Genomic DNA, 23,161 nt, shown 5'->3' on the forward strand with positions numbered 1-23,161 from the left:
GACGCACCGTTCGGCCGTCACCCGCACGTGGCACCGGAGTTGTTCCGGGTGGACGCCGTCGCGCCCGAGCGACAGCGCGACGGCGCCCCGGGCGGCGGTCACACCACTGTGCGGGTGTGATCCACGTGACCGCCGCCCCTCTCTCCCACATCTCCCCGCCCTCCTGTGGCCCCCTCCTGAGTAACGCCTATGAATGTCACCCAGATTGTTGACACTTACGTTGACAGTTGGTGGCGTAGGGCCCCGGGGTGAGGCTCGCTCACCCCAAGAGCCACACGGGAGCCATGAGTTGAAGCACAGGGCCATCAAGCGCAGGAACGTCGTGATCGGGATCGGGGCCACCGCGGGCGCCGCGGCCACGGGCGGCATCGCCCTGTCCGCCCAGGCGTCCACCGGGGCCGCACCCGCCCAGACCGCCGACGCCGCCCAAGCCCTCGCGTTCGACAAGGACGCGTACACCGAGCTGATCACGACCGTCACCACCGACGACGGCGACAAGGAGGTGACGTACCACTTCTGGAAGGCGATCACCTACGTTGCGAAGCCCGTCGACGAGAAGTACCAGAGCCTGAACGTCAGCGTCCCGGTGAAGATCGACGGCAAGGCGGTCGACGCCTCCGACGCGCCGATCCTGCTGGCCAACGCCGTCGGCGGCTACATGCCGTCGTCGGTGGCGGACGCGGAAGGCGTCGGCGGGGGCGGTGCGGGCGCGCCGGGCGGCGGCCGGAGCATGGCCGTCAACCAACTGCTCGCGCTCGCCGCCGGATACGTCGTCGTGGAGCCGGGCGCCCGCGGCCGCACCCTCAAGAACGCGGACGGCGCGTACTACGGCACCGCGCCCGCCGCCATCGTCGACCTGAAGGCCGCGGTCCGCTACGTCCGCGCCAACAAGGGCCGCATACCCGGCGACACCGACCGCATCGTGTCGGCGGGCACCAGTGCGGGCGGCGCCCTGTCCTCGCTGCTCGGCGCGTCGGGCGACAGCACGCTGTACGCCTCCTACCTCGCGGAGCTCGGCGCGGCCGACGCCTCCGACGCGATCTTCGCGACGGGCGCCTGGTGCCCCATCACCGATCTCGAGCACGCCGACGGCGCCTACGAGTGGAACTGGGGCGCCAACAAGCTGAGCGACGGCACGACGGTCGACGCGACGGTCTCGCGGGAGCTGCGCGCCGCGTTCGCCGAGTACCAGGCGTCGCTGCGGCTGCGCAGGCGGGACGGGCACGGGCTGCTCACGGCCCGCAACTACGACGACTACCTCGTCACGCAGTACCTCCAGCCCTCGGCCACCCGCTACCTGGCGGCCCTGTCGGACGACGAACGCGTCGCGTACCTCGCCGACAACCCGTTCATCACATGGCGCTCCAGGCGGGCCACGTTCACGTGGGAGGACTTCCTCGCGCACGTGGGGGCGCGCAAGAAGGACGCGCCGGCCTTCGACACGTTCGACCTGTCGTCGCCCGAGAACAACGAGTTCGGCGCGGGCACCACCGAGGCGCGGCACTTCACCGCGTACGGCGCCCGGCACGACACGTCGGGCGTCGGCGGCAGCCGGGTGGCCTCCGACATCCCGGAGAAGCTCGACCTGATGAACCCGATGCACCACCTGGCGCTGCGCAACCCGGGCCGCTCTCGGCACTGGTGGATCCGGCTCGGGACGAAGGACAGCGACACCTCGCACACCGTCTCCGCCAACCTCGCGGCGAGCGCCGCGGGCCTCGGCGACAACGTCGACCACCGCTACTACTGGGACGAGGGCCACGGCGCCAACACCGACCCGGCGGACTTCATCGCGTGGATCGCCGAGGTGACGGGCCACCGCGAGAAGTAGCCCGTACGAACGACGGTGGCCCGGCTCCCTCGGAAGGGGCCGGGCCACCGTCGTTCGTGCGGCGATGGATCAACCGGCCAGCGCCGGCGCCCCCTTGCGGTCCCCGTTGTCCCGGCCCGCCCGTGCCTTGATGGTCAGCGCGGCGAGCGCCATCATCACCGCGCCGAACACCGCGGCCACCGCGAACATCGAGAAGCCCAGGTCCGCGTGGCCCGCCGCGAGGAGCTGGCCGCCCATCCACGGGCCGAACACGGCGCCGAAGCGGCCCATGCCCGAGACCCAGCTGAGCGCGGTCGGCCGGTCCTCCTCGACGTGGTGCGAGCCGACCGTCGCGTACACCATCGTCTGCCCGCTGAACAGGAGCAGACCGGCGAGGAACACCACGCAGTACAGCAGCCCGACCGACATGTGCACGCCCATCAGGTAGACGAAGACCGCGGTCAGGGCGAACCAGATGATGACGATGCGGCGCGGCCCGACCAGGTCCGCGAGGCGGCCGGCGACCAGCATGCCGACGATGCCGCCGACGTTGAGGAACGTCGAGAAGAGCAGCGAGTCGCCGGTCTCGTACCCGAGGTCACCCATGATCTTCGGCAGCCACTGCCCGACGCCGTAGACGAGGAGCAGTCCGGCGAACGACGTGAGCCAGAAGCACAGCGTCGTCAGCCATTGGCGGCCGCGGAACAGCGCCTTGAGGCTCTCCAGCTTGTCGGTGGCGTGCCCCTTGGGCTCCGGCAGCTCGATCCCGTAGCTGCCCGCGAGCCCCTGCGCCTGCTCCGTGCGGCCGCGCGTCAGCAGGTTCGTCGGCGACTCCGGCAGCATCTTGAGGGCGAGCGGCAGGAAGATCAGCGCGGGTATCGCGCCGACCAGGAACGCCGAGCGCCAGCCGAAGTCGTCGATGAGCCACAGCGCGAGCAGCGGGGCGACGGCGCCGCCGGTCTGGTGGGCGGTCATGATGACACCGGTCGCGAGCGCCTTGCGGGCGCCGGTGGTGAACTCCATGCCGTACGAGATGGCGATCGGTAGCAGCGCGCCGAGGCCGAACCCGCACACCAGGCGGAAGAAGCCGAACACCCCCGCGCTCTGGGCGAGTCCGCAGCCGACGGTGGCGACGGTGAAGACGACGACCGACGTGAAGACGGTCTTGCGGCGGCCCACCCAGTTGCTGACGGTGCCGGACAGGATGGTGCCGACCAGCATGCCGAACGTGGTGTAGCTGCCGATGTCACCCGCGGTGGCGTCGGTCAGGCCGAGCGCCTTGGAGCCGAGCATGTGCGGCAGCGCGGAGCCGTAGATGAAGGTGTCGATGCCGTCGATGAACACCAGCGCCCAGCACAGGGCGATGACGACGGCTCGGCTCCTGGGGGACGGAGCGGCGGCGTTTTCGGGCAGGGGGGAGCGGTAACGCGAGGACATCGTTGTTCCTCTCGTGCGGGCAGTCCGGCGGGCCGGAGGTGATGGTGGTGGAATCCCCTGGGGTCAGGGGTTGATCGGTGGGGTGCCGTGGGTGTGGAAGGACTCGATGGTCTTCAGGCCCCAGGCCTGGCCCTTCTTGCGTTCTTCCTCGGTCCAGGTGATGAGCGGCCAGTCGGGGGCGAGGACGAGGCGGGTGAGCGGGTTGCACAGTTCGATGCGGTTGCCGCCGGGTTCGTAGACGTAGAGGAAGAACGTCTGCTGGATGGCGTGCTTGTGCGGGCCGGTCTCGATGAACACGCCGGTGTCGATGGCGAGGTCGGCGGCGCGCAGGATGTCCTCGCGGTTGTCGGTCGCGAAGGCGATGTGGTGCAGTCGGCCGTTGGCGCCGGTCCAGTCCTCGGTGTAGACGACGTCGTAGGACTTGTTGGTGAAGGTCAGCCAGCGGGCGGCGATGCGGCCGGTGTCGAGGCGGATCTGCTCGGTGGGGCGGGCGCCCAGGATCTGCTGCTGGTACTCGGCGTTGGCGAGGACGTCGGAGGCCAGGAAGTTGATGTGGTCCAGGCGGCGCACGCCGACGCCTCGGTTGGGCTTGGCCTGCGGCTGGTTCTTCAGGGCGGGCTTGAGCTCGTCGGGGGCGGTGTAGTGCTCGCTGTCCCAGTACAGGGCGTGTTCGTGGCCGTCGGGGTCGGTGGTGAGGTAGAGCTTGCCGATGCCGGGCTCGTCCTCGACCCACTTTCCGGTGCCGCCGGCGTCCTCGACGGCCTTGACGCGGCGCTGGAGGGCCTCCTCGCTGGAGGTGCGCAGGGCGAGGCGGCCGAGGCCGGGCGTCTCGCGGGCGGTGAGGACGAGGCTGTGGTGCTCGTAGTCGTCGAAGGTGCGCAGGTAGACGTGGTCGCCGTCCTGGCCGCAGACGGTCAGGCCCAGGAAGTCGGTGAAGAAGCCGACACTGGCGTCGAGGTCGGGGGTGAACAGCTGGGCGTGGCCGACGTGGGCGATGTCGCCGAGGGGCGGAGTCATCGGGGGCCTCCTGGGGTGTGTGCGGGGCGCGGGAAGACCGTGCCGTCGAAGAGCTTGCGGGCGGTGCGGACGACGGCGGTGCGCCGCGCGGCGGGCAGCCCGTCGGGCCCGGTGGTGAGGCTGGCCTCGATGTCGGTGAAGCCGGTGGGGTGCTCGATGCGCAACCGATCGCCCGTGGTGCGGAGTTGGGCGATGCCGTCGGCCACGCTGCCCTCGATCCGCAGCCCGGCGGCGACGCTCGCGGCGCCGAGCACGCCGATGGAGGTGTGGCAGCGCACGGGGATGAAGGTGCGCGTGGTGACGGCTCCGCCGTTGCGGGGCGGGGCGAGCAGGGTGAGCTTGGGGACGGTGGCGTCGGTGACATCGCCGAGGCCCATCAGTTCCCCTGCGGCCAGGCGGAGGTCGTGGAGGCGTCGGGCCAGTTCCTCGTCGGCCTCCAGGTCCTTCGGGTCCTCGTACCCGGTGACCTTGAGGGACTCGGCGGGGATGAGCACGGTGGGCATGCCGTTGTCGACGCAGGTGACCTCGACGCCCGCGATGGTGTCCCGGACGTGGCCGGTGGGGAGCAGGGCGCCCTCCCCCGGCGGGAATTCGATGACCACGGCGGCCGCGGTCCCGGGGACGCCGGAGATCTCCGCGTCGCCGGTGTAGTCGGGCCGGCCGCCCGGGGTGGGGAAGGTGGCCGTGGCCCGGTCGCCGGAGTTCACCATGCGGATGCGGACCGAGGTCTCGCCGTCCTCGGCGGGCACGAGGCCCCGCTCGACGGCGAAGGGGCCGACGCCGGCGAGGATGTTGCCGCAGTTCTGACGGTCCGACACCACCGGTTCGTCGACGTTGACTTGGAGGAAGAGGTAGTCGACGTCGGCGTCCGGTTCCTGCGACGCGCTGATGATCGCGACCTTGCTGGTGAGGGGGTGGGCGCCGCCGATGCCGTCGATCTGGCGCGGGTCGGGGCTGCCCATGACGCGCAGCAGCAGGTCGTCGCGGGTCGCCGCGTCGGCGGGCAGGTCGTCGGCGAGGAAGTAGGCCCCCTTGGAGGTGCCGCCGCGCATCAGCATGCAGCGCACCTCCTCGGGCCCGGTCACGATCCGGCTCCGGTGTGTTCCTCGTAGGTGCGGTACTCGACGCCGAGCCGCGTGAGGGTGTCGCGCAATCCGTAGCGGTCCAGGCCGAGTTGGCCCTCGAGGAAGGCGGCGCGAGTGGCGGCCTCCTTCTCCTCGCGGGCCCGCGACTTCTCGGCGGCCTCGGCGGTGCGCTCGCGCGGGACGACCACGACACCGTCGTCGTCGGCGACGATGACATCACCGGGCCGGATCGTCTCGCCGCCGATGACGACGGGCACGTTGACACTGCCGCCGGTCGCCTTGACCGTGCCCTGCGCGGACACCGCGGCGGACCAGGCGTGGAAGCCCATCTCGCGCAGTTCGGCGGTGTCCCGGATACCGGCGTTGGTGACGATGCCGCGCACCCCGCGCTTTTGCAGGGCGGTGGCGAACAGTTCGCCGAACATGCCGTCCGTGGAGGGGGAGGTGGTGGTGACGACGAGGATGTCGCCCTCGCCGCACTGCTCGACGGCCGCGTGGATCATGAGGTTGTCGCCGGGCCAGGACAGCACGGTCACCGCGGTGCCCGCGATACGCGTGTCGGACTGGTTGGGGCGCAGGTGGTGGCCGAGGAGACCGGTGCGGCCCATCGCCTCGTGGATGGTGGCGACGCCGTATCCGGCGAGTGCCTCGACGTCCTTGGCCTCGGCCTTGGGCGGGTTGGTGACGATGACGCCGGGCATCAGGCGAGCTCCTTCGCGATCTGCGGGTAGGGGCGCATGTACGCCTCGGCCATGGTCTGGTGGGTGAGCCCGAGGTTGGGCCCGGCGTTGCGCTTGAGCTGCACACCCCGGCGTACGGCGAGGTCGGTGTAGTAGTCCCACAGGTGCTGCTGGGCGCCGAGACACTCCATGGCCTTGCGCTTGGTGTCCCACACCTCGGTGATGTCCAGGAGGACCTCGGGCTTGAAGCCGCTCATCTCGGGCTGGTGCGGCTCGAAGTAGAAGACGGGCGGCGCGCCGATGATCTCGCCGTCGCCGGGGTAGCCGATGGCCTGCGCGAGAACGCGGGCCTGCAGGGCCATGCGGTTGGCGGCGGGGTGGTCGCCGTTGTACGGGTCCTCGACGGGGTGGGTGAGCACGACGTCGGGCTGCGTGTCGCGGTAGACGGCAACCAGCCGGTCGGTCAGCTCGCCGCTCTCCACGAGCGGATAGTCGCCCGCGTCGAAGAAGCGGACCTCGGCCCCGAGGGCGGCGGCGGCCCGCTCCGCCTCGTCGCGGCGCAGCGCCTTGATCTCGTCGAGCCTCTTGCCCTCCCGCCAGGCCTTGGCGGACTCGCCGCGCTCCCCGAACGTCAGGCACGCGATGGTCACCTTCTCGCCACGGGCGGCGGCGAGCGCGATGGCGCCGCCCGCCCGCCACACGAAGTCCCCCGCGTGCGCGGTGACCACCAGGGTCGAACGTGGCGTGGCGGCGGCGGGCGCGTGGCCGTTGGTCATGCTGCATCTCCTTGGTGACAGGTGTGCACCCGCCTCCGATGCAGAGTCAGTCGGCGCGCAACACGTCGATCACACTGCGGAGGTGGGCACGGACGGCCGTCTCGGCCGCCTGCGGATCCCTGGCCCTGATCGCCTCGATCATGGCCAGGTGCTCACCCAGGGACTGCTGCGAACGCCCCGGCCGCAACGCCAACTGGAAACGGTGCCGCACCAGTTGCGCGTTCAGCCGCTCCAGAAGCGCCACGGCCGTCCGCTGGCCCGAGATGTCCCGGATACGGGCATGCAGCTCGTGGTTGAGGTCGGAGTAGGTGACCGGGTCACCGTTCTCGACCGCCTTGGACATGGCGTCACCGAGCCCGGCGAGCTCGTCGAGCTGCGCGTCGGTGGCCACCTCGGCCGCCTTGCCCGCGCACAGCCCCTCGAGCGCCATCCGGCACTCCGTGATCTCCACGGCCTCCTCGACCGTCACGACCCGCACCCGCGAGCCACGGTTGCGAATCCGCTCGACCAGACCCTCGGCGGCCAGCTCCAGCAGCGCCGCACGGATGCTCGCCCGCGTCACGTCGTACTGCTCGGCGAGTTCGTTCTCCACCAGCCGCTGAGCCGGTGACATCTCACCGCGCAGGATCGCCTTGCGCAGTTCATCCAACGCGTACTGCTTCGCCTGCTCGCCGGAGCCCGGCCGGGCTTCCTTCGGCATGTGCCCTCCCTGAGTGAGTGCCTGTCGACGCTAAATCTAGGCGAACGAAATTGTCAACGATTTTGTTTGCAACTCACAGGAAGGCGCTCCGCACCTCATGGGTGAGCGACTCCGCACCGCCCGTTCACCCGGCGTACGCCCCCACTTCGCGCACTGCCCCTTTGCGCCTCACGCCAAGATCACAGGATGTGTGTGCCATGTACGCGACATGAAGGAGCTTTCACGTGGCCATTCCACGGACGTCCCTGCTGGTGCTCGCCACCGCCGTCGCCGCGCTCGCCGCGACCACGACGGGCCCCGCACAGGCCGCCGCGGCGCTGCCCGCCGTCACCCCGCGCGCCGAGACGGCCGCCCTGCACGACGACACCGCGGGCGGCGACGCGGACGCCGACGACCCGGCGATCTGGCGCAACCCGGCCGACCCGGACCGCAGCCTCGTCGTCGCCACCGCCAAGCAGGGCGGCCTGCGCGTGTACGACCTGGACGCGCGCGAGGTGCAGTCGCTCCCGGCCCCCGCCGGCCCCGGCGCCGACGACGCGCCGGGCCGCTTTAACAACGTCGACCTGGTGCACAGCGCCGCCCTCGGGGACCTGGCCGTGACCTCGGACCGGGGCAACGACCGGCTGCGCGTGTACCGCATCGACCGCGACCGGGCGGGCGGCCCGCTCGCCGATGCCACCGACCCGAAGGCCGCCCCGATCTTCTCCGCCTCCCAGGACGAGATCAACGAGCAGCGCACCGCTTACGGCCTGGCCACCTGGACGGACAAGACCAGCGGCCGCTCGTACGCCCTCGTGAGCCAGCGGGAGCGCACCCGCCTCGCGCTCCTCGAACTCAAGGCGAACGCCGACGGCTCGGTCGGCTACACCAAGGTCCGCACCCTCGACCTGCCGTCCTCCTTCCGCCTCCCGAACGGCGCCGACTGGTCGCCCTGTGCGGAGCCCGGCGAGCAGCCGCAGGTCGAGGGCATGGTGGTGGACCCGGCGACCGGCACGCTCTACGCCGGCCAGGAGGACGTCGGCATCTGGCGGCTGCGCGCCGACCTCACCGGCACCCCGAAGCTGATCGACAAGGTCAAGGAGTACGGGGTGCCCGGCACCTACGACGAAGCGAGCGAGGAGTGCGTCGCGGGCGACGACCCGGGCTTCGGCGGCACCCACCTCACCGCGGACGTCGAGGGACTGACCCTGGTCGACGAGGACGACGGCGACGGGCTGCTGCTCGCCTCCAGCCAGGGCGACAACACCTTCGCCGGCTACGACCGCGAGGTCTCCGACGCCAACGAGTACGAGGGCGGTTTCCGTGTGGCGCCGGCGTCCGACGGGATCGACGGCTCGGAGGAGTGCGACGGCGCCGCCGCCCTGAACGAGCCGCTGGGCAGGCGCTATCCGAACGGCCTCCTGGTCGTGCAGGACGGGCACGACGCGCCGGGCGACCCGGACCGCCCGTCCACCAACTTCAAGTTCGTCGACCTGGGCGCGGTCACGGACGCGGTCGACGGCTGACCGGCGCGGCGGGCCGCTCGTCGACCGGCCCGCCCCACGGGGCCTCGAGCGCCGCCCGCAGGGCGCCGAGCGCGTCCGCGCCGATCCGCTCGGCCAGCCTGGCCTCCAGCCCGTCCAGTGCGCGGCGCGCCCGCTCGTGGGCGCGCCGTCCGTGCGCGGTGCGACGGACCAGCCGCTGACGGGCCGATTCGGGGTGCGGCACCTGCTCGAGGAGGCCGTCCGCGATCAGCACCCTGACCGCCTGGTGGACGGTCTGCCGGGTCACTCCCATGCGGCGGGCCAGCTCCGCGACGGTGGTGCCGTCCGCGTCGAGCATCGCGAAGAGCTGCACCTGCGTGGGCGTTATCGGCGCGACGCCCTCCGCCTCCAGCGTCGCGAGCAGGCCGTCCTCGAACCAGCGGCGGGCGTCGCCGAGCAGTTGCGGCAGATCACGTCGGGGCTCGCTCGTCACTGCGTCCATCCTTCCGGGTGGGTCTCGTCACGGCCCCTTGCCTCGCGACCGCACGTCGTGTCAGGCTACCTGACATCAAACGTCAGGCACCCTGACACGACCGAGGACTTCGCCATGACCATGGAATTCGCCACGCGCTACCGCAGCGCCTCCCGCATACCGGCCGACCCGTCGAAGCCGTACGTGATCGAGAAGGGCGAGGGCGACCGGGCGCACCTCTTCGGCGACCTCGTGACCGTCTACGCGGGCGGCGAGCAGACGGACAACACGTTCAACTTCTTCACCGTCGAGGGCCCGAAGGGCGACATCATCCCGGCGCACGTGCACGCCGACACCCACGAGGTGTTCTACGTGACGCAGGGCGCGGTCCGGCTGTTCGCCGAGGACCCCGAGGGCGAGCAGATGGAGCGGCTGCTCACGCCGGGCGACTTCGGTTTCGTGCCGAAGAACTGCACGCACGCCTATCGCATGGAGCGGCACCACTCGCAGGTCGTCGGCGTCGCGGCGGGCCCCGGCGGCACGTTCGAGCGGTTCTTCGAGACGCTGGGCACGCCGGTGGAGGAGATGGGCCTGCCCGCGCGGCCGTTCGTGCCGGAGCCGCACAAGTTCGGCACGGTGCCCCAGGAGTACGACGTGCGGTTCCTGCCCGACCACCAGTGGCGGACCTCGTGACGCCCGGCGAGCTGCGCGGCCTCATCGCTGCGCCGCACCCCGATGTCGCCCCACTGCCCCGGGCGACCGAACACGCCGACGGGGTGCGGGCGATACGCGGGGTGCCGTACGCGGAGGTGGAGGGCTCCCGGCCGCTGGAGCTCGACCTGTGGCTGCCCGCCGCCGAGGGGCCCGCGCCCGTGGTGCTGTTCGTGCACGGCGGCGCGTGGCGGCGCGGTCGCCGTGACGACATGGGCGTGCGCACCCGCGGCTGGGCTCCGGGCCCCTTCGAGCGGCTCGCGGCGGCGGGCCTCGCGGTGGCCTGCGTCGACTACCGGCTCAGCGGCGAGGCGACGTTCCCCGCGCCGCTCGACGACCTGCGGTCGGCGCTGCGGTGGCTGGGCCTGCGCGCGGACGAGCTGGGCATCGACGCCGAACGGACCGTGGTGTGGGGCGAGTCGGCGGGCGGCCACCTCGCGTCGCTGCTCGCGCTCACGGACGACGAGCCGCGGCTCGCGGGCGCGGTGATCTGGTACGGCCCAGCGGATCTGACCTCGCCCAGACCGCCGTTCGACCCGGCGGACGCGGCGACGCCCGAGGCACTGCTGCTGGGCGGGGCGTCGGCCGCTCTCCCCGAACTCGCGGCGGCGGCGAGCCCATTGCGGCAGGTGCACGCGGACGCCCCGCCCTTCCTCGTCGTGCACGGCGAGGCGGACTCGATGGTGGCGTGCTCGCACGGCCGCGACCTGGCCGACGCGCTGCGGGACGCCGGGGCGCCGGTCGAGTGGCGGGCGATACCGGGCGCGGACCACGGCTGGCACGGCGCGAGCGACGACGAGGTCGAGCGGATCTTCGCCGCGTCCCTGGACTTCGTGCGACAGCACGCCTGACCACCCCTTTGCCCGGCACCTCCCACCTGGCAGATTGGGGTGTCCCTGCTCCCTGGCGAAGAGGTGCGTGATGAGCCCGCAGTTCGGCGACTACCAATTCGAGATCTACCTCGACGGACTGCGCGGTGTCACACCCACGCAGCCGATGGACTTCGCCGCCCTCGAACAGCGGGCGCGTTCGGCCCTCTCTCCCTCCGTGTGGTCGTACGTCGCCGGGGGCGCGGGCGACGAGCACACGCAGCGCGCCAACGTGCGGGCCTTCGAGCGGTACGGTCTGATGCCCCGGATGATGGTGGGCGCGGCGCAGCGCGACCTGTCGGTCGACCTGTTCGGGACGCGGCTGGCCTCGCCGCTGTTCATGGCGCCGGTCGGTGTCATCGGGCTGTGCGCGCAGGACGGGCACGGGGACCTGGCGACGGCGCGGGCTGCCGCCCGCACCGGGGTGCCGATGGTGGCGTCCACGCTGTCGGTGGATCCGCTGGAGGACGTGGCTGCGGAGTTCGGCGACACCCCCGGCTTCTTCCAGCTCTACACGCCCACCGACCGCGCGCTCGCCGAGAGCCTGGTCAAGCGGGCCGAGGCGGCGGGTTACAAGGGGATCGTGGTCACGCTCGACACCTGGATCACCGGCTGGCGCCCGCGCGACCTGTCGACGTCCAACTTCCCGCAGCTGCGCGGCCACTGCCTCGCCAACTACACCTCGGACCCGCGCTTCCAGGAGCTGGCCGCGAGCACCGACCCCATGGACCTCGTCCGGTCCTGGGTCGGTATCTTCGGCAACCCGCTCACCTGGGACGACCTGCCGTGGCTGCGCTCCCTCACGGACCTTCCGCTGATCCTCAAGGGCATCTGCCACCCCGAGGACGTGCGGCGCGCCAAGGACGGCGGCGTGGACGGCATCTACTGCTCGAACCACGGCGGGCGTCAGGCCAACGGCGGCCTGCCCGCGCTCGCCGCGCTCCCCGGCGTCGTAGAGGCGGCGGACGGGTTGCCGGTCCTCTTCGACTCCGGTATCCGCTCGGGCGCCGACATCGTCAAGGCCCTCGCCCTCGGCGCGACGGCGGTCGGGGTCGGCCGCCCGTACGCGTACGGGCTCGCGGTCGGCGGCGAGGACGGTCTCGTGCACGTCCTGCGCTCCCTCCTCGCGGAGGCGGACCTGACGATGGCGGTGGACGGCTATCCGACGCTCGCGGACCTGACGCCTCAGTCGCTGGTCACGCTCGACTGAGGCCGCGAGGGCGGCGGCAGCAGCTCGAAGGCCTCCTCCCAGCGGAAACCGTCGCCGCCGCCGAACCGCACCCCCATCCCGCGCAGCCGCCGCAGGCTGTCCCCGTACGCGGGGTGGGCGGCCAACTGCTCCGCGACGCACGGCAGGACGACGACGGGGACCCCGGCCCCGTACGCCTCGCAGAGCGTGGCCACCGCAAGCGTGTCCGCGATTCCGGCCGCCCACTTGTTGAGAGTGTTGAAGGTGGCCGGCGCGACGACCATGGCATCGGCGGGCGGGAACGGGCGCGGGTCGGCGGGGGTGCGCCAGGCCGAGCGGATGGCGCGGCCGGTCAGCCGTTCCACCTCCGCCACGTCGAAGAAGTCGTTCAGGGCGGTCGGCGTCGCGATCACCCCGACGTCCCAGCCGCGCTCCCGTGCCCCGGCCACGAGCCGGGGCACGCCGTCGGCGATGCCTGCCGCGCACACGACGACGTACAGGAAGGGCTTGGCGGCGGGTTCAGGCATGGGTCACCGTTTCGATCAGGCGCGTGAGCGCGGCCGCCGCCCGTGCAAGACCCTCGTGCGGGGTGACCGGCTCGGTGAGGTACGTGTCGCGGCGGATTTCCAGCATCAGGGCCGTGACGCGGGGGTCCTCGGCGTAGTGGGCGAGGGGGACGTACGTGCCGGCGAACGGGGTGTTCTCGGCGGTCGCGCCGTACGGGGCGAAGGCCTCGCGGGCCGCCGCGAGGAGGGCGTCCGGGGTGTGGAACGGGTCCGTGCCCAGGCAGACCGGTGGGCGCGGGTCCGTGCCGTGGAGCTCGTAGGGCAGGGCCCGGCTCGGGTACGAGTGGACGTCGATGATCACCGCGTGGCCGGTCTGGGCGAGGCGATCCTCGACGGCGGCCGTCATGGCGCGCGCGTACGGATGGAAGTACGTGGCCAGGAGCTCCGACTCGTCCGGCGGGGGCTCCGGGCGCAGGGGCTCGCGGTGGGTGGTGCGGGTGTAGACCGCGCCCATGCCGACCGCCCGCATCTCCTCGCGCTCGTCGGGGAACCGCTCCGGGTCGACGACCAGGCGGGAGCGTGCGTTGACGAAGCGCCAAGGTGTGAGCGGCGCGGCCCGCGCCGCGCGCTCGGCCAGGGTGTCGGTGTGCGCATCCGTGATGAGGTCCAGTTCCCGGGCCAGCGCCGCCTCGTCGAGCAGCAGACCTTCGCGTACGCGTGCGGGGATCGCCCGGGACGCGTGCGGCACGTGCAGGAGCACCGGGGAGGCCGGGTCGCCAGGGTGCAGCCGGAACGGCGGGCCCGCGCCGTCCTGTACGGAAGTGTCCGGGGTGTCCATGGGGAGCCACTCTGCCATCCGTCCAGGTTCTGGGACAGGTGGTTTCGAGGTGTGGGCGCGGGGTAGGGGGCCCGATCGCTACTACTGAATGGACAGTGAGTAGCTGGAGCGCGACAGGAGTACCTCACCTTGCCCGAAGCACCTTCAGAACTCGTGCGTCATCTGTGGATTCCGCTCGCCGACGGCACCCGCCTCGCCGCCCGCGTCTGGCTCCCCGAGGGCGCGGCACGCCCGGCGCCCGCGATCCTCGAGTACATCCCGTACCGCAAGAACGACGGGACGGCGGACCGCGACAACAGCCTGCACGCCCGCTTCGCCGCGTCCGGCTACGCCGCCGTCCGCGTCGACCTGCGCGGCAGCGGCGACTCCGACGGGCTGATGCTCGACGAGTACGCGCAGCAGGAGCTGGACGACGGCGTCGAGGTCATCGCGTGGCTCGCCGCGCAGGAGTGGTGCGACGGCACCGTCGGCATGATCGGCAAGTCGTGGGGCGGCTTCAACGGGCTCCAGATCGCGGCCCTGCGCCCGCCGGCCCTGAAGGCGATCGTGACGGTGTGCTCGACGGACGACCGGTACGCCGACGACGTGCACTACACGGGTGGTTCGCTGATCGCTTCGGAGATGCTGCCGTGGGCGTCGACCATGCTCGCGTACAACGCGCGCCCCGCCGACCCCGCCGTGGTCGGCGACGCCTGGCGCGAGAAGTGGCTCGAGCGGATGGCGGACACCCCCGTGTACGTCGAGGAGTGGCTGCGGCACCAGACCCGCGACGCGTTCTGGAAGCACGGCTCGGTGTGCGAGGACTTCTCGGCGATCGAGGCGGCGGTGCTCGCGGTCGGCGGCTGGTACGACCCGTACTGCGGGGCCGTGCTGCGCCTCCTGGAGGGCATCGACAACGCTCCGGTGCGCGCGCTCGTCGGACCGTGGGCACACACGTACCCGCACCAGGCGTCGCCGGGCCCCGGCATCGACTTCCACGGCGAGGTCGTGCGCTGGTTCGACCAGTTCCTGCGCGGGAAGGACACCGGCGCGCTCGACGATCCGGCACTGCGGGCGTGGTTGCCGGAGTGGGCGGCGCCCGGCACCGACCGGGACGAGCGGCCCGGCCGATGGGTCGCCGAGCAGCGGTGGCCGTCGCCGCGCGTCGAGCGGCAGCAGCTCGCGCTCGCGGGCGAGTCGGCGGGCGAGGCCACCGGGCACGACCCGCTGCGCTTCCGCGACGCGCGCCTCGACAGCACGCGCGTGCTCGGCACCGCGGGCGGCAGCTGGCTCCAGTTCGGCGACGCGGCAGGGCAGTTCGGCCCGCAGGGCGGCGACGACGGGCTCTCCCACTGCTTCACCACCACGCCCCTCGACGAGCGCACCGAGATCCTCGGCGCGCCGACGGTGACCCTGCGGGTGAGCGCCGACCGGCCCGCCGCGCAGCTCGCCGTGCGTCTCACCGACGTGGCGCCGGACGGCAGTTCCCGGCTCGTCACCCGCGGCCTGCTCAACTTGACGCACCGCGAGGGCCACGAGGAGCCGCTGCCGCTCGAGCCGGGGCAGGCCTACGACGTGACCGTGCCGCTGGTGGCGACCGCGCACGCCTTCGCGCCCGGTCACCGCATCCGCGTCGCGGTCTCCTCCTCGTACTGGCCGCTGGCCTGGCCGTCCCCCGAGCCGGTCACCGTGACGCTGCACCACTCCCCCGGCGCCGCGCTCCACCTCCCCGTACGCCCCGCGACGGACGCCGACGACGCACTGCGCCCCTACGGGGAACCGCAGCCGGACCTGCCGGTGGACCTCTCCACCTCCGGCGACGGCGCGTCGCGGCACATCGAGCACGACCCGGTCACCGGGCGGACCACCGTCGAACTCACCGTCAACGACGGCGACTTCAAGGACCTCTCCGACGGGCTGTGGAAGTCGGGGGTCGCCGTCGACCGCTTCTCGCTCACCGAGGGCGACCCGTCGTCCGCCGTCGTGGAGTGCGAGCGCACCGAGGAGGGCGGGCGCGGCGACTGGCACTGGAAGGTCGTCACGCACAGCCGCATGACCTCCGACGCCACCTCGTTCACCGTCGTCAACACCCTCACCGCCTACGAAGGGGACACCCGCGTCTTCCATCGCACCACGGACGCGGTGATACCCCGGCAGGGAGTCTGAGCATGCGCAGACGCACCTTTCTCACCGGCTCGCTCGGGGTCGTCGCGGCCGCCGGAGTGGCCACCGCCACCGGCTCCGCGGCCGGCACCGGGCCCGTCATCACGGTCGGCTCCAAACAGTTCACCGAGTCGTGGGTGATGGGCGAGCTGTACGCGCAGATCCTGCGCGACCGCGGCTTCGACGTCGTCCTCAAGTCGAACGTCGGCAGCGCCGACCTCATCGACCGGGCGCTGCGCAACGGGCAGATCGACCTGTACCCCGAGTACACGGGCGTGATCCTCCAGACGTTCGCGATGCCCAAGCACATGCCGACGACCGCGCGCGGCACGTACGAGGCGGCGAAGAAGTTCGAAGAGGGCCGCGGCATCTCGCTCCTGAAGCCGACGCCGTTCCAGAACCGCAACGCCGTCGCCGTGCGCACCGCCGACGCCCGCGAGCACGGCCTGAAGACGGTCGGCGACCTGAAGAAGCTGGGCCGCATCCAGTACGCCGAGTACCCCGACAACATCACGGGCCCGCTCGGCTTCGACGCCATCGTCAAGGCGTACGGGCTGCGCGACATGAAGGTGCGGCCGCTCAACATCGGCCTGCAGTACCCGGCGCTGAAGAACGGCGACGTGGACGCGGCCGACGTGTTCACCACCGACCCGCAGCTGCGCCGCTACGACTTCACCATCCTCGACGACGACCAGGCCATCTTCGGGTTCCAGAACGTCTCGCCCGTCGTGCGCACCTCCCTCGTCGAGAAGTACGGCGAGCGGCTCACCGAACCGCTCGACGCCGTCGACGAACTGCTCACGGAGGAAGCCATGCAGGCCCTCAACGAGGCCGCCGCCATGATGCGGCTCAGCCCGGCCAAGGTGGCCGACCGGTTCCTGAGAGCGAACAAGCTGATATGACCGTGACCGAGGAGCACTCCACGATGCAGACCGCAGGCGCCGCAGCAGACATAGTCTTCGACGCGGCCACCAAGACGTACGACGGCACGGACGAGCCGGCCGTCGACGCGCTGTCCCTGACGGTTCCCGCGGGCGAGATCTGTGTCCTGCTCGGCGCCTCCGGCTGCGGCAAGACGACGGCGCTGACGCTCGTCAACCGGCTCACCGAGCTGACGAGCGGTGACATCAGGATCGGCGGCAGCAGCATCCGCGAGCAGGACGTCATCGAGCTGCGGCGCGGCATCGGCTACGTCATCCAACAGGCGGGCCTCTTCCCGCACTTGACGATCGAGGAGAACGTCGCGACGGTGCCGCAGGTGCTCGGCTGGAAGAAGCCGAGGATCGCGGAGCGCACCCGCGAACTGCTCGAACTCGTCGGCCTCCCGCACAAGGAGTACGGCCACCGCTACCCCTCGCAGCTCTCCGGCGGTCAGCGCCAACGGGTCGGCATCGCGCGGGCGTTGGCGGCCGACCCGCCGATCATGCTGATGGACGAGCCGTTCGGCGCGCTCGACCCGGTGACGCGCGAGCACGTGCAGGACGAGTTCCTGCGGCTCCAGGAGCAGGTGCAGAAGACGACGCTGTTCGTCAGCCACGACATCGACGAGGCCGTCCGCATGGGCGACCGGATCGCGATCCTCGCCAAGGGCGGCAAGCTGCTCCAGTACGACACCCCTGAGCGCATCCTGCGCGAGCCCGCCGACGACTACGTGGCGCGGTTCGTCGGCACGGACCGTGGGCTGAAGGCGCTGACGCTGCGGACGCTCGGCGATCTGAAGCTGGAGCCGGCGGGCGGTACCGAGGGTTCCCTGCGGACCAGTGACACGCTGCGGACCGCTCTGTCGGCGCTGATGGCCGGCGGCGCGGAGCGGCTCTCCGTCCTGGACGACGGCGGCAAGCCGGTCGGTTCGGTCACCGTCGCGCTCATCCGGGAGGCGGCGTGAGCGCCCTGCTGACCTTGGCGACGGGGTCCCTGGCGGCCGGGCCCGATCCCGTCATCCCCGACTTCGGCGCGGCCAGTTCGTGCGTGCGCGACAACGGCGTGTTCTGCGTGGACTGGTTCACGCAGAACTTCTCCAGCGTGTTCGGTCCCGCGCTCGTGCAGCACGTCCGGCTGACGGTGATCGCGGTCGGGATCGGGTTCGTCATCGCGTTCCCGCTCGCGCTGCTCGCGCACTTCAGGCGGTGGCTGGTCAGGCCGCTGGGCGGTCTGACGTCGTTCCTCTACACGATCCCGCCGATGGCGCTGTTCACGCTCCTGGTGCCGGTGACGGGTCTTTCCGTGCTCACGGCCGAGATCGCCCTCGTCGCGTACACGCTGATGGTGCTGTTCAAGTCGACGGTGACCGGGCTCGGCGAGGTGCCGGAGGACGTGCGGCGGGCGGGGGTCGGCATGGGCCTCACCCGGCGCGAGGTGCTGTGGCGGATCGAGCTGCCGCTGGCGCTGCCCGCCGTGGTGAGCGGGCTCCGGGTGGCGACGGTGACCACGATCAGCGTCGTGGAGATCGCCGCGTTCATCATCGATCAGGGCCTCGGTTCGCCGATCATCCAGGGGCTCCAGTCGCCGTTCAACACCCAGTTCATCGGGGCCGGGCTGCTCGCCGTCGCGCTCGCGCTCGCCGCCGACGGGCTGCTGGTGCTGCTCGGCCGGGTGCTCACGCCGTGGGCCAGGACGCGGAGGACCGTCTGATGCACACCTTCCTCGCGAGTTTCTCCTTCATGGCCGACCACCTCGGTCTGCTGCTCAGCCGGACCGTGGACCACCTGCTGCTCTCGGCGGCGGGTGTCGCCGTGGCGCTGGTGATCGCCGTGCCGCTCGGGGTGTGGCTCGGACATCGCGGCAAGGGCTCGTTCCTGACCGTGAGCATCTCCAACATCGGCCGGGCCCTGCCCTCGCTGGCGCTTATCGCGATCTTCCTGGGGCTGCTGGGCATCGGGTTCGTGAACGTCATGACCGCGCTCGTCATCATGGCGATCCCGCCGGTGCTCACGCACGCGTACCTGGGTGTGGAGCAGGTCGACGCGGATCTGGTGCGGGCGGCGCGCGGCATGGGTCTGACGCAGTGGCAGATCCTGTGGCGCGTCGAACTGCCGCTCGCGCTTCCGGTGCTGTTCACGGGCATCCGGATCGCCGTCGTGTACGTGATCTCCAGCGCGACGCTCGCCGCCGTGGCGGGCGGCGGCGGCCTCGGCGACATCATCCTCAACCAGGTGTCGTACGGCCTGTCCGGCGTCATCGCGGCGGCGCTGTGGGTGGCGGTCCTCGCGCTGCTCGCCGACGGCCTGTTCGGCGCGGTGGGCAACCGGCTGGCGCCGCGCGGGACGCGGGTCTAGCGCTTGGGGGTGTCCAGGGGCGGCGGCAGGTGGTCGTCGGGGACGACGTGCATCGCCGCCTCCTCCGCGCCCGCCGCGCCGCCGTCGACGCCCTCGTCCCTGGCGACCTCCTCCTTGGTCGTGTCCGGGCGGGCACCCTCGTCAGGCCGTGTGAGGCGGCCGGCTCGGTCCTCGCCCGCCTCCGGGTCCATGGGCTCGCCCTCGCCGCCCGGCTGGTCCCCCAGCCCGTCACCCTCCGTGTCCGAGCCCTCGGGAATCTCCTGGCGCAGCCGCTCGTCCAGCGATTCGCCCTCGTGCTGTTCGGACGCGGTGACGCCGGTCTTGGTCACGCCCAGCGGCTTCTCCGGCGGGGAGTAGCCCTCGTCGAGCATCTCGTCGTAGTCGCGTTCGTCGAGCGCGTCCTCGGGGTCGAACGGGGCGGCGTCCTCCTGCTCCTCGTTTCCGCCGGTGGGCTGGTAGGCGTCGTCCGCCATCTCGTTCTCGCTCATGGTCGCCTCCGATCGTCGGTGGTCGCTTCGGGGAAGCGGAGCGCTGCGGTTCGCGCCGTGGGGGACGAGTGCCCGCGTGGCCCGACCTCATACAGGGCGGGCGCACGCGGCGGCGGGGAGGGCCTTCTCGGCTCTAGATTCCGGGGTCGCAGCAGCCCTCGCGGCGCATGTGGCGGCCCACCTCCAGCCAGTCGTCTTCGGTGGACTTCAGGGTGCGGGTGGTCACCGGTTCGAAGGCGGCCACCAGGTCGGCCTGGTGGAAGGGGACGCCGCCGCGCAGCACCGTCGTCGTACGGATCAGGTCGTCGAAGTCGGTGAAGGGGTCGCCGTCGACGATCATGAGGTCGGCAAGCTTGCCCACCTCCAGGCTGCCGAGGCCCTTGTCCGCCCCGAAGACCCGCGCCGGCATGAGCGTCGCCGTGTGGAGGACCTGCGCCGGGGTGAGCCCGCTCCGGTGCAGGGCGCGGAGCGCGAGGTGCAGGTGGAGGCCGACCGGGACGAGCGGCTGGTCGGTTCCGAGGGCGATGTGTCCGCCGGCGGCGAGCACGCCACGGTAGACCGCGAGTTCTCGGTCGAGGGTGGCGAGTTGGGCGGACGTGGGCGGGGTCCCCGCCAGTTTCCGCACGGCGGCGGTGTCCCACGGCGGCATCAGGCGCGTGACGCGCGGGTCGTCGGCGAGGTCCGGGTCGGCGCCGATCAGCGGCTGCGCCGTGAACGGTGTCGCGATGAGGTGGAAGTCGCCGGTCTTGGAGTAGATCTCCCGGACGTCCTGCCCGGAATGGCCGCTCGCCGTCGTGGCGTGCCCGAACTCGAGCCGCTGCGTGGCCTGAAGATGCGTCGTCAGGTCCTGCCCGAGCTGGATCCCCGGGGTGCACAGGTGGCTTCCGCTGCGCACGCCGAGCCGCTCGTGCGCGAACTCGGCCGCCTCCTTCATCACCCACCCCGGTGCCCGCACGTACGTCTTGACGAAGTCCCAGTCGAGCGCCGCCGCCCGGTCGAGGGAGCGGCGCAGTCCTGCCCGGGTGCGGTGGGCGCGGCCCATGCTGTAGGCGACGCGCGCCCCGTCGAGGAGTTCCCCGGTGGCGAGCAGTCGCGGTCCTGCGAGCGCCCCCGCGTACACGGCCTCGCGGATCCGGGCCTGTTCGTAGGCGAAGCCGCCGAGGGAGACGGCGGTGGTGATGCCGTACGCGAGTTGGAGCGCGGTCTGGCGGCCGCCGTAGGTCGACTGCCAGGGGTGGGTGTGGGCGTCGAAGAGGCCCGGGACGACGGTCTTGTCGGAGGCGTCGATCCGCTTGCCCGCTCCCCGGCTGCCCGCGCGGTGCCTGGCGACGGCGGTGATGCGCCCGCCCTTGATGGTGAGGTCGACGTCGTCACGGACCTCGGATCCGGTGCCGTCCCAGAAGCGGCCCGCGTGCACGACGGTGTCGGCGGGGCGCGGGCGGCGGTGGTCGAGCGGGACACGGACCGTGCGGGCGGTGCCCTTCGCGACGTCGAGGAGGCGGAGGCGGCCCGCGCTCACGTACAGGATGCGGCGGCTGTCGCCCGACCAGCTCGGGTGGTCGGCGGCCTCGTCGGTGACCTGCCGTGGCGCGCCGTCCGGGGTGCCGTCGGGGCGGACGGGCAGCAGCCACAGCGCGGATTCGACGATGACGGCCATGGTGCGGCCGTCGGGCGACCACACGGGTCCCGAGTCGTAGCGGTCGGCGATCGAGACGTGCGGGGCGACGGCGTGCACGACCGCCTTGCCGGTCTTCGTGTCGACGACGCGGATGAGGTTGTAGCCCTCGCGGAACCGCTGGTTGAGGCGGCTGCGGTCGCACAGGGCGAGGTGTCTGCCGTCGGGCGACCAGGAGGGTCTGCCGGGCAGTCCGCCGCTGCCCATGGGTGCGGCGAGGACGCGTTCGGTGCCCGCGGCGAGGTCGCGCAGGACGAGGTTTCCCGACATGTCGACACAGGCGAGCCGGTCGCCGTCGGGCGAGAGCGCCGGGAACACCCGGCCGCCCTCGGCGAGCACGGTCTCCTTGCCGCCGTCGAGTTCGTGGCGGCGCACGGAGAACAGTCCCGCGCGGTCGTCGGCGTAGACGAGGGCCGTGCCGTCGCGGGTCCAGGTGGGGGCGAGGACGTACCGGGTCGGCGGTACGTCGACGACCTTGCGCGGTGGCCGGCCGCCGGAGGTGGCGCCGATCCACAGCGAGTTGAGCGCGGCGAACGCGACCTGTTCGCCGTCCGGGGAGAGCGCGGGCAGGTGTGGGGCGCGTACCGGGCGGACTCCGCCGCTCTCGAAGTCGTAGCGCTTGACGCGGTAGCGGGGCCGGTCGACCGGGAGCTTCGCGGTGAACGCGATCCGCTCGCCCTCGCTCGGTGCGGCGGGACGCACGAGGCGGAAGCCGCCGTCGACGGTGAGGAGAAGGGTGTCGGGTCCTGTCCAGCGGGGTGGCACGGGGGCGAGGTCGCCCGGGACGTCGACCGGTTTCCCGTCGACGACGAGGGTGCAGGAGGCCGCGGGCGCGGCGGTGGTCCGCAGATAGGCGAGCGGGCCCTTCGCACCCGGGGCGACGGCGGGGGTCATGACCTGCGCCCCTGAGTCGTCGGTGTGCGCGGCGGTGACCGGCCCCGTGCCGTCGGCGGCGACGGAGGCGATCGTGGACGACTGGAGGGTTCCCGCGGCGGTGACCACTCCTCGTACGAACAGGACGCGGGTGCCGTCGGCGGACCACGTCGGGTCGAAGTCCTCCCAGGCGCCGGACTGCCCCGGGCCGTCCTGGTCGGGGGCGCCGGTGAGGCGGGTGAGGGTGCCGTCGCGGACGTCGACGGTCCAGATGCGGTACGGCGCGGCGGACTCGGGGTCGCCGCCGCGCTCGGAGGCGAAGGCGATGCGGGTGCCGTCGGGCGACCAGGCGGGGCCGCGGTCGTCCCAGGGGCCTTCGGTGAGCTGTTTCGGGGTGCCGCCGTCGGCGTCGACGAGCCACAGGTGGAAGCCGCCGCCCTGGTAGCCGCAGACGACGAGGCGTCTGCCGTCGGGCGCGAACTGCGGTCTGGTGGGCTCGAGTTCGGGTGTGGTGAGGGCTCTGGCAGCGCCGCCCTTGCGCGGTACCGACCAGAGGATGTTCTGGATCTCGGCGACGATGCGGTCGCCGGACGGGGCCAGGGTGGCCGAGCCGTTGGTGGCGGCGGTGAAGGAGAGCGCGGTGGACCGGGGCGCGGCGGCCGCGGAGGTCTCCGCGAGGAGGCCGGTGCCGCCCGCGGCGGCGGCTCCGGCCGTGGCGGTGGTGGTCTGGAGGAAGCGGCGGCGGCTGACGCCGATGCGGTGGAGCGGGGTGGTGTCCATGAGACTCCCAGAGCGCGGAGGTGTGTGGAACCTGTGGGACCGATGGGTCTTGCGGGACCGGACTGTGCGCGTGTCGGAGAGGGGACGCACAGCAACATACGTGGCACCCGCAGTGAGTCAACACGTCCGGTGGCGCGAAGTCGTCGACGGACACACGGCAGCCGCCCGTCACGGTGACGCCGTGCCGCTCGCGCAGGCCGCCGACTCGCTGCGCCGGGCCAGGACGCTGCGCGAGCACAGCCCCGGCGACGGCCGGCGGGAGGCCGGGCGGCGCCTCAGCGCGACCGCCTCGCGCACACCCTTCTCGCCCATGCCTCCACCTCGGAGCGGGCGGCGACCTGCGCGAACGCCCCCGGCGCCGCGCCCCGACACCCA

General features: G+C 72.2%; 22 protein-coding genes. 10 read left to right on the top strand and 12 right to left on the bottom strand.

Translation table 11 applies throughout. The features are described 5' to 3' along the window. Positions 1–289: 289 nt before the first annotated feature. A complete protein-coding gene (locus ACTWJ8_RS04195) occupies positions 290–1,831 on the top strand; it encodes a subtype B tannase (protein ID WP_443262930.1) in 1,542 nt (513 codons plus the stop codon). Between the two features lie 69 nt (positions 1,832–1,900). Here ACTWJ8_RS04195 and ACTWJ8_RS04200 read toward each other — a convergent pair whose 3' ends face one another. The 6 genes from ACTWJ8_RS04200 to ACTWJ8_RS04225 form a co-directional block, all read right to left on the bottom strand. Next, on the bottom strand, positions 1,901–3,247 hold the full coding sequence (locus ACTWJ8_RS04200) for an MFS transporter (RefSeq protein ID WP_356380367.1): 1,347 nt from the start codon (positions 3,245–3,247) through the stop codon (positions 1,901–1,903). Positions 3,248–3,310: 63 nt separating this feature from the next. Next, entirely contained in the window at positions 3,311–4,264 is a 954-nt protein-coding gene (locus ACTWJ8_RS04205) for a catechol 2,3-dioxygenase (RefSeq protein WP_356380370.1), read from the bottom strand. Then, positions 4,261–5,349, bottom strand: coding sequence for a 4-oxalomesaconate tautomerase (locus tag ACTWJ8_RS04210; RefSeq protein WP_443262932.1), 1,089 nt, complete (start codon positions 5,347–5,349; stop codon positions 4,261–4,263). Before ACTWJ8_RS04210 ends, ACTWJ8_RS04205 begins: the two co-directional genes overlap by 4 nt. Next, entirely contained in the window at positions 5,346–6,050 is a 705-nt protein-coding gene (locus ACTWJ8_RS04215; protein ID WP_443262934.1) for a 4-carboxy-4-hydroxy-2-oxoadipate aldolase/oxaloacetate decarboxylase, read from the bottom strand. The genes ACTWJ8_RS04210 and ACTWJ8_RS04215 overlap by 4 nt, the downstream gene beginning before the upstream one ends. Then, a complete protein-coding gene (locus ACTWJ8_RS04220) occupies positions 6,050–6,805 on the bottom strand; it encodes a PIG-L deacetylase family protein (RefSeq protein ID WP_443262935.1) in 756 nt (251 codons plus the stop codon). Before ACTWJ8_RS04220 ends, ACTWJ8_RS04215 begins: the two co-directional genes overlap by 1 nt. A gap of 46 nt (positions 6,806–6,851) precedes the next feature. Then, the gene (locus ACTWJ8_RS04225) at positions 6,852–7,505 is read right to left on the bottom strand and encodes a GntR family transcriptional regulator (protein WP_443262936.1); all 654 of its coding nucleotides are present in this window, start codon (positions 7,503–7,505) and stop codon (positions 6,852–6,854) included. A gap of 224 nt (positions 7,506–7,729) precedes the next feature. Here ACTWJ8_RS04225 and ACTWJ8_RS04230 point away from each other — a divergent pair, with 224 nt between their 5' ends. Beyond that, entirely contained in the window at positions 7,730–9,010 is a 1,281-nt protein-coding gene (locus ACTWJ8_RS04230; RefSeq protein ID WP_443262938.1) for a phytase, read from the top strand. Here the strand turns inward: ACTWJ8_RS04230 and ACTWJ8_RS04235 are convergent. Further along, on the bottom strand, positions 8,988–9,461 hold the full coding sequence (locus ACTWJ8_RS04235) for a MarR family winged helix-turn-helix transcriptional regulator (protein WP_356380383.1): 474 nt from the start codon (positions 9,459–9,461) through the stop codon (positions 8,988–8,990). The two genes, ACTWJ8_RS04230 and ACTWJ8_RS04235, sit on opposite strands and share 23 nt — an antisense overlap. A gap of 114 nt (positions 9,462–9,575) precedes the next feature. On the opposite strand from ACTWJ8_RS04235, the gene ACTWJ8_RS04240 reads away from it, so the two are divergent. From ACTWJ8_RS04240 to ACTWJ8_RS04250, 3 genes are all read left to right on the top strand, one after another. After that, the gene (locus ACTWJ8_RS04240) at positions 9,576–10,133 is read left to right on the top strand and encodes a quercetin 2,3-dioxygenase (RefSeq protein ID WP_443262939.1); all 558 of its coding nucleotides are present in this window, start codon (positions 9,576–9,578) and stop codon (positions 10,131–10,133) included. Beyond that, positions 10,118–11,002, top strand: a complete 885-nt coding sequence (locus tag ACTWJ8_RS04245) for an alpha/beta hydrolase fold domain-containing protein (RefSeq protein ID WP_443262941.1) — start codon at positions 10,118–10,120, stop codon at positions 11,000–11,002. The genes ACTWJ8_RS04240 and ACTWJ8_RS04245 overlap by 16 nt, the downstream gene beginning before the upstream one ends. Positions 11,003–11,072: 70 nt before the next feature. Further along, entirely contained in the window at positions 11,073–12,230 is a 1,158-nt protein-coding gene (locus ACTWJ8_RS04250; protein ID WP_443262942.1) for an alpha-hydroxy-acid oxidizing protein, read from the top strand. Here the strand turns inward: ACTWJ8_RS04250 and ACTWJ8_RS04255 are convergent. After that, positions 12,206–12,736 (bottom strand): flavoprotein, encoded by a 531-nt coding sequence (locus ACTWJ8_RS04255; RefSeq protein ID WP_443262943.1) that lies wholly within the window; start codon positions 12,734–12,736, stop codon positions 12,206–12,208. The two genes, ACTWJ8_RS04250 and ACTWJ8_RS04255, sit on opposite strands and share 25 nt — an antisense overlap. After that, a complete protein-coding gene (locus ACTWJ8_RS04260; RefSeq protein ID WP_443262944.1) occupies positions 12,729–13,571 on the bottom strand; it encodes an N-formylglutamate amidohydrolase in 843 nt (280 codons plus the stop codon). Before ACTWJ8_RS04260 ends, ACTWJ8_RS04255 begins: the two co-directional genes overlap by 8 nt. 111 nt (positions 13,572–13,682) lie before the next feature. On the opposite strand from ACTWJ8_RS04260, the gene ACTWJ8_RS04265 reads away from it, so the two are divergent. Genes ACTWJ8_RS04265 through ACTWJ8_RS04285 form a run of 5 tightly spaced genes read left to right on the top strand, consistent with a single transcriptional unit; the run spans position 13,683 to position 18,970 of the window. Further along, the gene (locus tag ACTWJ8_RS04265; RefSeq protein WP_443262945.1) at positions 13,683–15,698 is read left to right on the top strand and encodes a CocE/NonD family hydrolase; all 2,016 of its coding nucleotides are present in this window, start codon (positions 13,683–13,685) and stop codon (positions 15,696–15,698) included. 2 nt (positions 15,699–15,700) lie between these two features. Then, positions 15,701–16,597, top strand: coding sequence for an ABC transporter substrate-binding protein (locus ACTWJ8_RS04270; protein WP_443262946.1), 897 nt, complete (start codon positions 15,701–15,703; stop codon positions 16,595–16,597). Beyond that, positions 16,594–17,580, top strand: a complete 987-nt coding sequence (locus ACTWJ8_RS04275; RefSeq protein ID WP_443262948.1) for an ABC transporter ATP-binding protein — start codon at positions 16,594–16,596, stop codon at positions 17,578–17,580. Before ACTWJ8_RS04270 ends, ACTWJ8_RS04275 begins: the two co-directional genes overlap by 4 nt. After that, on the top strand, positions 17,577–18,326 hold the full coding sequence (locus ACTWJ8_RS04280) for an ABC transporter permease (RefSeq protein WP_443262949.1): 750 nt from the start codon (positions 17,577–17,579) through the stop codon (positions 18,324–18,326). The genes ACTWJ8_RS04275 and ACTWJ8_RS04280 overlap by 4 nt, the downstream gene beginning before the upstream one ends. Beyond that, a complete protein-coding gene (locus ACTWJ8_RS04285) occupies positions 18,326–18,970 on the top strand; it encodes an ABC transporter permease (RefSeq protein WP_443262950.1) in 645 nt (214 codons plus the stop codon). Before ACTWJ8_RS04280 ends, ACTWJ8_RS04285 begins: the two co-directional genes overlap by 1 nt. On the opposite strand, the gene ACTWJ8_RS04290 is transcribed toward ACTWJ8_RS04285, so the two are convergent. The 3 genes from ACTWJ8_RS04290 to ACTWJ8_RS04300 form a co-directional block, all read right to left on the bottom strand. Next, positions 18,967–19,458 carry a DUF5709 domain-containing protein gene (locus tag ACTWJ8_RS04290; RefSeq protein WP_443262951.1) on the bottom strand — a complete coding sequence of 164 codons (492 nt, stop codon included), beginning with the start codon at positions 19,456–19,458 and terminating at the stop codon, positions 18,967–18,969. The two genes, ACTWJ8_RS04285 and ACTWJ8_RS04290, sit on opposite strands and share 4 nt — an antisense overlap. A gap of 133 nt (positions 19,459–19,591) precedes the next feature. Then, positions 19,592–22,786, bottom strand: coding sequence for an amidohydrolase family protein (locus tag ACTWJ8_RS04295; protein ID WP_443262952.1), 3,195 nt, complete (start codon positions 22,784–22,786; stop codon positions 19,592–19,594). 168 nt (positions 22,787–22,954) lie between these two features. Then, positions 22,955–23,098: a hypothetical protein gene (locus ACTWJ8_RS04300; RefSeq protein WP_356380418.1), complete on the bottom strand. Its 144-nt coding sequence runs from the start codon at positions 23,096–23,098 to the stop codon at positions 22,955–22,957. Positions 23,099–23,161: the final 63 nt, after the last annotated feature.

The organism is Streptomyces sp. SDT5-1, from assembly GCF_052245995.1.
Classification (GTDB): domain Bacteria; phylum Actinomycetota; class Actinomycetes; order Streptomycetales; family Streptomycetaceae; genus Streptomyces.

What these genes read in the sequence shown, in the direction of transcription:
- ACTWJ8_RS04250 (WP_443262942.1), top strand. Translation starts at nt 11,073, where the DNA reads ATGAGCCCGCAGTTCGGCGACTACCAATTCGAGATCTACCTCGACGGA.
- ACTWJ8_RS04270 (WP_443262946.1), top strand. Translation starts at nt 15,701, where the DNA reads ATGCGCAGACGCACCTTTCTCACCGGCTCGCTCGGGGTCGTCGCGGCC.
- ACTWJ8_RS04300 (WP_356380418.1), bottom strand. Translation starts at nt 23,098, where the DNA reads ATGGGCGAGAAGGGTGTGCGCGAGGCGGTCGCGCTGAGGCGCCGCCCG.
- ACTWJ8_RS04295 (WP_443262952.1), bottom strand. Translation starts at nt 22,786, where the DNA reads ATGGACACCACCCCGCTCCACCGCATCGGCGTCAGCCGCCGCCGCTTC.
- ACTWJ8_RS04260 (WP_443262944.1), bottom strand. Translation starts at nt 13,571, where the DNA reads ATGGCAGAGTGGCTCCCCATGGACACCCCGGACACTTCCGTACAGGAC.
- ACTWJ8_RS04200 (WP_356380367.1), bottom strand. Translation starts at nt 3,247, where the DNA reads ATGTCCTCGCGTTACCGCTCCCCCCTGCCCGAAAACGCCGCCGCTCCG.
- ACTWJ8_RS04290 (WP_443262951.1), bottom strand. Translation starts at nt 19,458, where the DNA reads ATGAGCGAGAACGAGATGGCGGACGACGCCTACCAGCCCACCGGCGGA.
- ACTWJ8_RS04240 (WP_443262939.1), top strand. Translation starts at nt 9,576, where the DNA reads ATGACCATGGAATTCGCCACGCGCTACCGCAGCGCCTCCCGCATACCG.
- ACTWJ8_RS04275 (WP_443262948.1), top strand. Translation starts at nt 16,594, where the DNA reads ATGACCGTGACCGAGGAGCACTCCACGATGCAGACCGCAGGCGCCGCA.
- ACTWJ8_RS04205 (WP_356380370.1), bottom strand. Translation starts at nt 4,264, where the DNA reads ATGACTCCGCCCCTCGGCGACATCGCCCACGTCGGCCACGCCCAGCTG.
- ACTWJ8_RS04255 (WP_443262943.1), bottom strand. Translation starts at nt 12,736, where the DNA reads ATGCCTGAACCCGCCGCCAAGCCCTTCCTGTACGTCGTCGTGTGCGCG.
- ACTWJ8_RS04220 (WP_443262935.1), bottom strand. Translation starts at nt 6,805, where the DNA reads ATGACCAACGGCCACGCGCCCGCCGCCGCCACGCCACGTTCGACCCTG.
- ACTWJ8_RS04215 (WP_443262934.1), bottom strand. Translation starts at nt 6,050, where the DNA reads ATGCCCGGCGTCATCGTCACCAACCCGCCCAAGGCCGAGGCCAAGGAC.
- ACTWJ8_RS04285 (WP_443262950.1), top strand. Translation starts at nt 18,326, where the DNA reads ATGCACACCTTCCTCGCGAGTTTCTCCTTCATGGCCGACCACCTCGGT.
- ACTWJ8_RS04225 (WP_443262936.1), bottom strand. Translation starts at nt 7,505, where the DNA reads ATGCCGAAGGAAGCCCGGCCGGGCTCCGGCGAGCAGGCGAAGCAGTAC.